Consider the following 11518-nt stretch of genomic DNA (forward strand, 5'->3'; position numbering starts at 1 on the left):
AATCACCAAATCCGATTAGCAATTCTGAAGGCTCAACCGCCTCTATTTTCTCCATCCTTTACATAAAAGCACTACCAATACCGCTCACCCGGCAGTCCGCCAGGGAATGAATTCCCTGACGGACTGGCGGAATATCGGTTTTACCTTAAGTGAATACCAATAAGCTGTTGCGGCATTGAAATTGTGTGTCAAAAAAATCAAAGTCTTGTGGGGTGTCCCGCCCGCCCTGAATATACAATTTAAATGCACTACAGCTTAATGCCGTTTCCCTACAGATGCTCGCGTACAATCTATGTGATATATTCTCTGGGTTTGATTAAATTTTAAAAGGTTAAAATTTATTAAAATTTAACAGATATCGGAATCTGCAAAATTAACTCGGTTCCTCGACCCGGAGTAGAAATACAACTGATTTGACCTCGATGTTTTTCCACTACAATATCGTGACTGATTGCCAACCCTAATCCAGTACCTCGGCCTACAGGCTTCGTAGTAAAAAATGGGTCAAATATCTGGTGGCGCACTTCTTCACTCATCCCACAACCGTTATCGGCAATGTTAATCACAACGGATTGATTGTTTGGAGTGACTAATATTGAATCGTGATTGTGCAGCGCAGCTTCTGACTCAAAACCTACTGAAGTGCTGATGGTAATTTTTCGGGGAGAAGGTTGAGTTTCCAGGGCATCAATAGCATTACTTAGCAGGTTCATGAACACCTGATTTAACTCACTGGCGTAACAAGTGACTCTTGGCAGTTGGCTGTAGTTTTTAATGACCTCTATCTCACCCGTTTTGTTTGCTCCCTTCAACCGATGCTGCAAAATAACTAAAGTATTGTCAATGCCTTCATGAATATCCACTGGTTTGTACTTTTGTTCGCCAAGGCGGGAGAAGTTCCGCAAAGACATGACAATTTCGCTAATCCGAGAAGCACCTTCTGTCATCGAATTCAGCAGTTTTGGATAATCCTCTGCGATGAATTCGGGTTGAATCTCGTCCAATTCCCCAATAATTTCTGCAACGGGGTGGGGGTAGTAATGTCGGTACAATTCAACGAGGCGAAGCAAATCTCGCGCATACTCCGCCGCTAGAGCAATATTGCCGTAGATAAAGCTTACGGGATTGTTGATTTCGTGAGCAATTCCTGCCGCTAGCTGACCTAAAGAAGCCATTTTTTCTTTCTGTACTAACTGAGCTTGAGTTTTCTTTAGTTCAGTTACGGTTTGTTCGAGTTCTTTGGCATAGGATTGGGTTTGTTGGAACAACTGGCGCTGCACGAGTTGATTTGAGACGCGGGCGAGAACTTCTTGTTCGTGAAACGGTTTTGTGATATAATCTATACCACCAACTTCAAATGCTTTGACTTTATCTAATACTTCATTCAAAGCACTGATAAAAATAACTGGAATATCTTTGGTTGTGGGAGAAGCTTTTAATGCTTCGCAGACTTTGTAGCCGTCCATACCGGGCATCATGATGTCGAGCAAAATCAAGTCAGGAGGAGTTAACTCGATCGACCGCAGCGCTAGTTTGCCGTCGGGTGCGGTGCGTGTTTTGTACCCTTGCTGCGAGAGTATTTGAGCTAAAAGTTGCAAATTAGCCGGAATATCATCAACAATTAAAATATTCCCTTTTAAGACGGGAGTTGGTTCGCAATTCATATTTAGTTGGGTAAAATAACCTTTATAGGTTTGTAGTGAGTACGATCGCCCGATGGGGTTTTATGAGGACGATCGTACTCACTACAAACCTATCTCATATCCTTATTATTTTGCTTCGGGATGGATGAGAGCTAGTATTTGATTGAACTGAAACTCATTAGCCAATGTGGCTAGAGCGCTAGCTAAACCGTCATTGCGATCGCGAATTTGCTCAATTTGGATCAGAATTAACTCTAAATCGCACTCAATTGTGGCTTTCTCTAAAGCTGCCAGCCAATCTGCAGGTAAAACTGCCAGAGTCTCTGGAGTAGGAACCTCGGTTTGATTTGACTCGGGAACACTCTCCGGTTCATCGTAAATGTAACGCACTCCCAGATGTTTGTGCAGGGTGGCAAAAATTTCTGTATCTCGAAAGGGTTTGTGGATAAAGTCATCGCAATCATCTGATACAGTAACGCTTTGCCCTTCCTCGGCGTTACCGGCACTCACGGCAATAATTGCCGTAGCTTGACCTTTAACGGTGGCTTTAATGCGTTTGGTCGCTTCATGTCCATCCATCACGGGCATCCACATATCCATAAAAATTAAGTGTGGCTCAAAACTCGACCACATTTCAATAGCTTCCATGCCATTGCTGGCTTCTTCGAGTTCAAAGTTAAAGCCAGCGAGGAGTTTGATCAGCAGTTGGCGGTTGTCCGATCGATCGTCCACAATCAAAATACGATAGCGCGGCTGGTTGCGTTCCATGGCTATCACTCGACGCGGTGGCTCTACGGGTTGAGTCGCCGGGGCATCAACGGCACTGACGGGGATATCAAACGCGAAGGTGGTGCCGCGTCCTACTTCACTGCGTACAGTAATCACGCCGCCCATCAGCTTGACAAACTGTTGGCTGATAGCCAGCCCCAAGCCTGTTCCTTGCTGAGATTTGGTTCCTGTTTTGGTTTGCACAAAGGCTTGGAAAAGCTTATCTAACTCATCAGGAGCCATGCCGGAGCCAGTGTCTTCTATTTCAAAATGTAATTGGTAATTACTGATTGGTATTTGCTGCTTTTCACTCTCCCTCACCGCACTTACTCTTACCGCAATACTTCCTTCTTTGGTAAACTTAATCGCGTTAGAAAGCAGATTAATTAAAACTTGACGCAACTTAAGTTGATCGGTTTGCACGTATTCGGGAATTTCGCTAGAGCAGTCAAATATTAACTGCAATTGTTGCTCCATTGCCTGGAGTTGAAACATCTCTTCCAAATCGTTCAACAGGCTGCTTAATTGAAAGTCTGTTGGGTTGATTGTAATGCGTCCCGCCTCTATTTTGGCTAAATCTAATATTTGATTAATTAGAGCGAGCAAGTGTTCTCCGCTGCGGTTGATAATGCGGATATTTTCCTGTTGTTCGCGAGTGAGGTTGGTAGAGCGCTGCATCAATTGGGAGAATCCCAGAATTGCGTTTAGCGGGGTGCGAAGTTCGTGGCTCATATTTGCGAGGAAAGTGCTTTTGGCAAGGTTTGCGGCTTCTGCGGCCCAGGCGGCTTGTTGAAGCTGCACTGCTTGCTTTTGAGTGGCTTCGAGCAATTGAGCTTGTTGTAAGGCGACTCCCAATTGGGTGCTAATTTGCAGCCCAATATTGATTTCTGCTTCGCGCCAAGTGCGGGGTCCAGAATTTTGATAGCTGGCTAGCAAACCCCAAAGTTGACTGCCGCAAAATATGGGGAAAATAACGTAGGCTTGAGCTTGAAATTGTTTTAACAGTTCTAGGTAACAAGGACTCAAGCCAGCGCTGTATATGTCTTCAATTATGCGGTAAGGAACGCCTCTAGCGTACATACCGCCTTGATTTTTTTGTAGATAGGTATCCAGCACTGGTGTACCGCCGGCTTGCATAGTTTTCACGGTACAGCGAGAGTCTTCGACGACAGTGTTTGGCACACTAAAATCGTCAGGTTGCATCAGAGATATCCAGCCGGCAGCCATTGATTCGGCAACAAATTCTCCGCTCCAATCAGGATTAAAGCGATAGATACCGACACGATCGCATTTTAGGGTTTGTCGCAGTTCCGAGGTTGTGGTTTTGAATATTGTGTCAATATCTAAGGATTGACGGATGCGATCGATCGATCGGGCGATGGCTTGTTCTCCCCGGGCGCTTTCTCGCAAAGCTGACTCGGCTTGTTTGCGATCGCTAATATCCAAGACAGTGCCGAACAAACGGATCAACTGCCCTTTTTCATCATAAACAGGTTTCCCTCGAACTTCTATGTAACTGAGCGAGCCATCTCTTCGGATCAGCCGCAGATCAATTTCAAAGCTTTGTCCTGACATAGCTTGCTCGCGCACAATTGCCAGATAGCGCGATCGATCTTCTGGATGAAAACGCTGAATTAATTGTTCGGTTGGCAGCGGTTTTTGAGTAGGATCTAGCTCATAAATGCGATATAGTTCCTCACTCCAAGTAGTTCTTTTTGTGGCGATATCGTGTTCCCAACTGCCAATACGAGCAATTTTTTGGGCTTCCAGCAGTCGGGCTTCCGCCAACTGGCGATCGCTAATGTCGCGGGCTACCCAAACCGCAGAGCTATCCGACAGCGGCGAAATTTTAGCAGCAAACCAAACTTCTTGGTTATTAATCTGCAGACTGTAATCAAAACTAATAGTTTGTTGAACTTCCAATGCCTGTAGAACTTGAGCGAAATAAATCTCCTCGCTTTCCTCATCAAAAAATTGTTCGATGATGGAGTCGATCTGATTGGTGTGATAGTTGTATTGAAAGATTCCTTTTGTAGGTATAATTTGGATAGTTTCTTCTTCCACATCAAAAATCAATACAATATCTGTAATAGACTCAAATATTTTCACAAATTGCTCAGTAGAACTGTAAAGTTTTTGTTCGAGCAATTTGCGACCTGCAATTTCAGATTGTAAGAGTTCGTTAGCACCAGCTAAGGCGTAGCTACGTTCGGAAACTTCGGTTTCTAAAGTGCGATTGTAGTCGCTTAAGATTTTTTCATATTGTTTGCGCTGTGTGATGTTATAAAAAGCATTGATGGCATAAATAATGTTTCCGCCTTCGTCGAAAATGGGTGTGGCGCGCACCTCAAAAGGAATAAATTTCCCCTCTCGATAAAGTTCTATATCTTCAAGGAATACGGTTTCGCCGCGCAGTGCTCGGAATGCGGGCAGTTCTTCAATTGGATACGGCTGGTTTTGGCGGTACATTTGATAAACTTCTACTGCTTCTTCTAAAGTCGCATCGGGGATAGTTTCTACGCCGAGCCAATGCTTGGCAGTTTCGTTGAAGTACACGACTTTACCGGAGGCATCGTGAATAGATACTCCTGCAGGTATGGCTTCGATAAATTGCTTGAGTTGGCTCTCGCTGTGCGCTAAAGCTTCATTTAAAGATTTTTGGTCTGCAAAAGCCTGTTGCAGTTGCACTGCCATAAGATTGAAGGAGTGGGCGAGTTCTCCGACTTCATCCAAGCGTCTAATTTCTAAAGGTCGATCCCATTCTCCTTTTGCAAGATTTTTGGCGGCGGTATTCAAGCGCATAATTGGTTTTGTCACCCAACGGGAAGTCAACAATCCGATCGCGATCGCCAGCGGCAGTGTACCGGTCAATAACCACAATGTGTTGCGCGTATTTGCTTGAATCGGCCCCATGAAATCAGACTCTGGCACAACCACCACAATCAACCAATCCAAACCACGGACATCTCGATAGGGAGTGAGGCGGACAAACTGCCTCTCGCCCTTGTTCGCCAGGGTCAATTTCTCGGTTGTTTGCAGGGTGCGGAAGTTACCAAATCGGTTGGCGAGTTGTCGAGCAATATCTCGCGTTCGGGCATCCTTGCTGTTGGTGGCTAGCAATGGCGTCGGTTGCTTTTTTGTTGCGGGCGTCACCAAGGGTGTTTCTAGTGTCGATGTGGCAATCAGATTACCCGATCGATCCATAATAAAAGTTTGTCCTGAAGCCGAGAAGTGCAGCCTAGCCAGAAAGGTATTGATTGCCGAAAGTCCATTATTATCGCTGAGGCGATCGCTAATTCGCTCTGCTACTTGTTCGATTAACTGATGCGCCACATCCTCGACTGATTCCTGACTACTTTTGAAAGAAAGATAGCCCACTAGCCCAACTACACTTACCGTTTGCAAAACTAACGGAACAATCAGAACCGTTCGCAGCGGAAGCTTGCTGAAAAATTTGGCGGTTAGGCGGTTGAAGTGATAAATGGGCATGGGCGTAAACCAATTGCGCTGATAATCGTATTTTAACTGCTGTAGCGTGCCTTTCACGGCAATTGGCGCGCCCTAAAAACTGGGAAAATTGCCGCCCGGTTTAATACAGCAAACTACTAGCGAAGATTGGGCGCGGATGGGAAAATTTGATTCTGTTAGTTCTGTTTCTAGCTGTTGGAAATTTGATTCATTGTTACTTGCAAAAACTGTGATAAATTTTCTAATTGCTTTGCGTATATGGGTCATCATGTGGTTAATAAAAAGGCAGTGGTGGCGGGTTTATAAGATTGTAGATTATGGGCAATTATTATTGGTAAACCCGCCCCTAAAAGATTTAACATCATACAAATCGGAATCAAACAGAAACGATCTTATTTGTGCGTTCATTGAACCCGATCGCCTTACTGTAAATTTGTTAACTTGGCTAAAACGGCGGCGAAGAGAGCGGGCTCGATCGGCTTTGTTAAGTGTTCGTTGTAACCAGTGGCGATCGCCCGATCGCGGTCTTCTTCGCTAGCATAAGCTGTCAGCGCCACGGCCGGCAAGCGCTTGATTTGGTCGGATGCGGACGATCGCACTTTGCGGATCAGCGAGTAGCCGTCCTCAACGGGCATACCGATATCACTAACTAAAATATCCGGCGGCGACTGCTGTAAAATGTCGATCGCCTCCGCAGCCGAAGCAGCCGCAGTCGCAGTCGCCCCGCACTGTTGCAGCGCAACCATCAAAAGCTCGCGGTTGTCGGGTTCGTCGTCAACTACCAACACCTTTAAACCAGTCAAAATACCAGGACGGATTGGATTGGATTTCCTTTCTCCTCTCAACTGCGGCTGCTTACTCCGAGGCTGTTTGAATGGCAGCATTACCGTAAATGTCGCACCCTGGTCTTTACCGGGACTTTCTGCAGTCACAGTCCCCCCGTGGAGTTGCACCAAGTGCTCGACGATCGCCAATCCCAGTCCCAAACCGCTATCAGCCTTAGTTTTCGAGGCGTCTGCTTGTCGGAAGCGATCGAACACGTAGGGCAGAAACTCAGCAGAAATGCCCTTTCCGGTATCGCTGACAGTAATTTGCACGTAATTGGGTGGTGAGGCATCGCTAACAGCTACCGCAGACAATCGCAGTTGCACACTTCCCCCCGAAGGCGTAAACTTCACCGCGTTAGTCAGCAAATTCCACACTACTTGCTGCAACCTCTGGGCGTCGCCCCACATCAAGCCGACTGCGGGGTCAAGTTCTAACGAAACGGTGACAGACTTGGTTTCGGCTGCCAAACGAACTGAATTACGAGCAGCCTCGATCGTCCTTACCATGTAGAACCAGCCGGGTTTAAGTGCCAGCTTGCCTTGAATAATCCGGGAAACGTCGAGCAAATCTTCCACTAGCTGGATCTGCACCTTCGACTGACGCTCAATGGCTTCCAAACCCCAAGCTAATTTATCTTGGTTGTAGGGGTGGGCGCGCAGGATCTGCGCCCACCCCTGAATCACATTTAAAGGCGTTCGCAATTCGTGGGAAAGAGAGTCTAGAAACTCGTCTTTCCGGCGGCTGATCGCTTCTGCTTCCGCCCGCGCGGCCTGTTCGCGCTCGAGCAACTGAGCGCGTTGGGCCTCGACTTGCTTGCGATCGCTGATGTCGGCGACGATCGACATACAGTTGATGTTGCCGTTGGTGTCGCGGACTGGAGTTGCCCACAAACTGATGTCGATCGAGCGGCCGTCTTTCCTTTGGCGGTGGGTTTCCATGCCGGCGATCGCCTTTCCTTGGCGAATTCTTTTCAAATTAGCCGTGAATTCCTCCCGCTTGTCTGCGGGAACGCAGGGCACGAATTGACCTACCGCTTCTGATTCATGCCAGCCAAAAATCCTCTCTGCCGCTGGGTTCCACATTTTCACAGTCCCGTCGTCGCAGTCCAAAACGGTAATTGCTAGGGGACAAGCATGAATCAAGGCTTCTAAAGTTTGATTGATGTGCGATCGCGCGGCTTCTGCTTGTTTGCGATCGGTGATATCGACGTTCACCCCGATCATCCGCAAAGGCAAACCCCGATCGTCCTGAAACACCTTCGCCCTGCAAGCAATCCAGCCCACGCTTTTGTCCGGGCGGCAGATGCGGAACTCTATGTTTAATTCCTCCCCGGACACCGCCGCAGCTTTTACCTGCTTTTGAGTCAAAGCGCGATCGTCTGGATGCACCATTTCCACCCAACTTTGATAGCTGTCGATACCACCGGCCGGCAGCCCGTACAAAACCTCTAACTCCGGTGTACAAGCGATATCGCCGGTTTGGACGTTCCATTCAAAAGTTCCGATTTTTCCTGCTTGCTGAGCGATTTGCAGCCGTTCTTGATTGTGTTTGAGTTCTGCTTCCACGCGGGAGATCTCGGTTAAGTCGATGTAGAATGCGACGATCGTCTCTGGTTCGCGATCGTCCGGGCACAGAGTGGTTCCGCCCATCAGAATCGGCACGCGGCTGCCATCTTTGCGGATGTACTCTTTCTTGAAAGGAGTTGCGACTCCCTTAGCCCGCAGTTCCCCGGCCGCCAGGGCGTCTAGGTGCAGGTATTCGGGGGGGGTCATGATGTCCCACCGCATTTGACCGGAGAGCAGGTCTGAGCGGGTGTAGCCGACCATGTTGAGCAGGGATTGGTTGGCGTAGGCGATGCGGCCGCTAAAATCGCCGATCGCGACTCCGAAAATATTTGACTCGAACAGCCGCCGGAATATCGCTTCGCTTTGCTGCATTACCCGTTTTGCTTGTTTGCGATCGGTAATTTCGGCAACCACGCTGCTGACTCCCAGCAGTGTTCCTGATTCATCGCTCACTGGGTAAAAGCTGATTTGCCAATCCCGCAAAACTCCCGGCTGTTGCTTGGTTTCGGCCTTAATTTCCCAGTCGAGTACGGGGGTTTGCGTCGCCAGCACTTGGCGGTAAATCGGCTCTACCATATCGGCAATTTCGGGAATCACTTCTCTGATGGTGCGCCCGATGTGATCTGCGATCGTGCGGCCGTTGATCGCAGCAAGGCATTGGTTCATGCGGATGTAGCGCAAATTGGTATCGAGAAAGCACAGCCCGACTGGTGTGGTGTTGTAAACTAAGTCGAGTTCTGCTAGTTGGCGGCGAATGCGTATTTCGTTTTCTCGAAGTTGCTTTTGGGCTTGTTTGCGATCGGTGATATCCAGCACGAAGAACGATCCTTTGTCTGTGCATCCTTGGAAGTTTCCGGCGCCGACTAAAATTGGGAAGCGCGTGCCGTCTTTGCGGATGTATTCTTTTTCGTAAGGCGCGCAACTTACTCCTGCTGCGATTTGAGCGATGGCGGCGCGATCGAGTTCTCCGTATTCCGGCGGCGTGATATCGATCCAGCTAATCCGTCCTGAAACTAAGTCTTCCCTCGTATATCCAATCATTTCCAGCAAGGCGTCGTTAGCGTCCGTAACTTCGCCGCTGGCATCCCAGAAACCGATGCCGATCATGTTAGACTCTACCACGCTGCGGAAGCGCATTTCGCTTTCCCGCAAAGCTAATTCTGTTTGTTTGGCTGCGGTAATATCTGTGATAATTAGCCCGACTCCGATTATTTCTTCTCTTTCATTTTTCACTGGGTAGTAGTTGGCGAGCCAGTAACCGAAATATCCCGGTTTCCCATCAGGTTCGCCGCTCATTTCTAAGTTTAAAACAGGCTGGCCGGTGTCTAAAACTTGCTGAATTATCGGCGCAAATTTGGCTGCATGTTCGGGCAACAATTGCCGGAAATCTTGACCGAGATGCTGTTCTATCGGGAAACCGTTGAGTTCGGCTAATACTTGATTGATACGGATGAAGCGCATTTCGCGATCCATAAAGCAAATCGCTAAGGGAGATGCTTCTAAGAGCGAGTCAATTAAGGCAAAGGATTGCGATGTTTGAGATAGTGCTTGCTGCGCTTCTGCGTAAAGTCTGGCGTTGTCTAGGGCGATCGCCACGCGGTATGCTAAATCTTCTAGCATTGCCATGTCTTCTGCACTGTAGCGGCGGCCCAACTTTGAGGTAAAGCAAGTGATGGAACCCATTACCCGCCCGCGGGCTTTCAGCGGTACGCAAGCGTGAGATCCGATATTGAGCGATCGCAATATTTCCATTTCTGCGGCATTTTCTGCTCCTGCTGCTAGAATCTCCTCATCCACTTCGGTAATTAGTTCGGATTTCCCGCTGCGGATTACCAGCGGATAGCCGTTAACACCATTGTCGGCGCTCAAACTTCGGATTCTCAAGTTATTCAGACTATCAACTATAGAGGCTTCTGCGTGAGCCGCAGCGACTCGACGCACGTTTGAGTCGGTTTCGGTCAAATGAATGCAGCACCCGTCGGCGATCGAATTTATTGCTAATTCTGCTACCTTTTGCAGCACCGTTTCCCCGTCAAACGCATCAGCCAGCATTTTGCTGACTTCTGCTAAAAATGCCGAGCGCTGCTGTTCTATTTCCGCTTTTTCCCTCGCTGTTTGCTCGATTGTTAACTGCAATCTTTGAGTTTCTGCAAGTTTTATTTCTGTGATATCGCGGGCGACAATTAAGGCCGATTCTGGTACGCCATTTTTGTCCAATTCGGGAACTACGCGGGATTGATAACTTCGGATGCCGTTAGTTGAGAAAGCCTGAAATTCGACAATTTCTTCTCGAGCGGTTTCTAACACTTTGTGCAGGGTTTCATCCCACAGTTGGCACAGTTCCGGCGGCATTCCTATTTCTTTACTGGTTTTACCCAAAAAGAATGAAAGCGGTTTTCCTTGGCTTCTTTCCACTGCTTTATTGACATACATGTAACGCAGTTCTTTGTCCGTGCGGATAATGATGTCTGGCGTATTTTCTAGCAGCGTTCTCAGTTGCTGTTCGCTGCTTGCTAAAGCTGCTTGCGCTTGTTGTCTTTCCGTGACATCTCTCACCGTGCCCACGTGTCCGATGAGTTCGCCGGAGTCGGAGAACATCGGCGAGGAACAAACGTTAATCCAGCGCACAATCCCCTGTGGTGTTTGCAGGCGATACTCGATCGCATATTCGCCACCTTGCCGAGTATAATCCAACCATCGGGCCAATACGCGATCGCTGTCTTCCGGGTGAATGCAATTCTCCCAACCGTCTCCTAAAAGTTCTGTCAAACTCAAGCCGCAAATAGCCTGACAGCGAGGGTTTGCATAGGTGTAGCGCCCCTCAAAATCTGCCATAAAAATGCCGACTGGCGAACACGAACTCAAACAGCGAAATCGTTCTTCTTGAGCTTGCAGTGCTTCTTGAGCTACTGTTAGTTCTGCTGTGCGTTCTTTAACACGACTTTCTAGCTTAGTGTAGGATAAAGCCAGGGCTATTTCTGCTTCTTTGCGGTCAGTAATATCGATCCCTGTTCCTATCACATATTCTACCAAACCCTCGCCATCTGTCGTCACAGTATTCGACCAATAAATTAAGCGCTTGTCGCCGTTTTTAGTGCGCCAATAGTTTTGATATTCGCTGTTATAATTTTCGATTTTCAGCTTGGTAAAAACAGTTTTAACTGGATCTATTTCTTCGGGAATTAAGAACAAATCCCACACATATTTATTGATTACTTCTGCTGTCGAGTAGCCTGTAGTTTTTTC

General features: G+C 47.7%; 3 protein-coding genes. All 3 read right to left on the minus strand.

Features of this window, described 5'->3' with window-relative positions; translation table 11 throughout:
- Positions 1-341: 341 nt before the first annotated feature.
- On the minus strand, positions 342-1664 hold the full coding sequence (locus QUA45_RS25625; RefSeq protein ID WP_333146863.1) for a response regulator: 1323 nt from the start codon (positions 1662-1664) through the stop codon (positions 342-344).
- A gap of 105 nt (positions 1665-1769) precedes the next feature.
- Positions 1770-5957 (minus strand): ATP-binding protein, encoded by a 4188-nt coding sequence (locus QUA45_RS25630; protein WP_333222565.1) that lies wholly within the window; start codon positions 5955-5957, stop codon positions 1770-1772.
- A gap of 344 nt (positions 5958-6301) precedes the next feature.
- Positions 6302-11518, minus strand: a 5217-nt coding sequence (locus QUA45_RS25635) for a PAS domain S-box protein (RefSeq protein ID WP_333222567.1), incomplete at its 5' end; no start/stop codon positions are given.

Source organism: Microcoleus sp. Pol12A5 (assembly GCF_036701435.1).
In the GTDB taxonomy this organism is placed as follows: Bacteria; Cyanobacteriota; Cyanobacteriia; order Cyanobacteriales; family Microcoleaceae; genus Microcoleus.

Coding starts and splice junctions, on each gene's coding strand:
- QUA45_RS25625 (WP_333146863.1), bottom strand. CDS start 1,664: ATGAATTGCGAACCAACTCCCGTCTTAAAAGGGAATATTTTAATTGTT.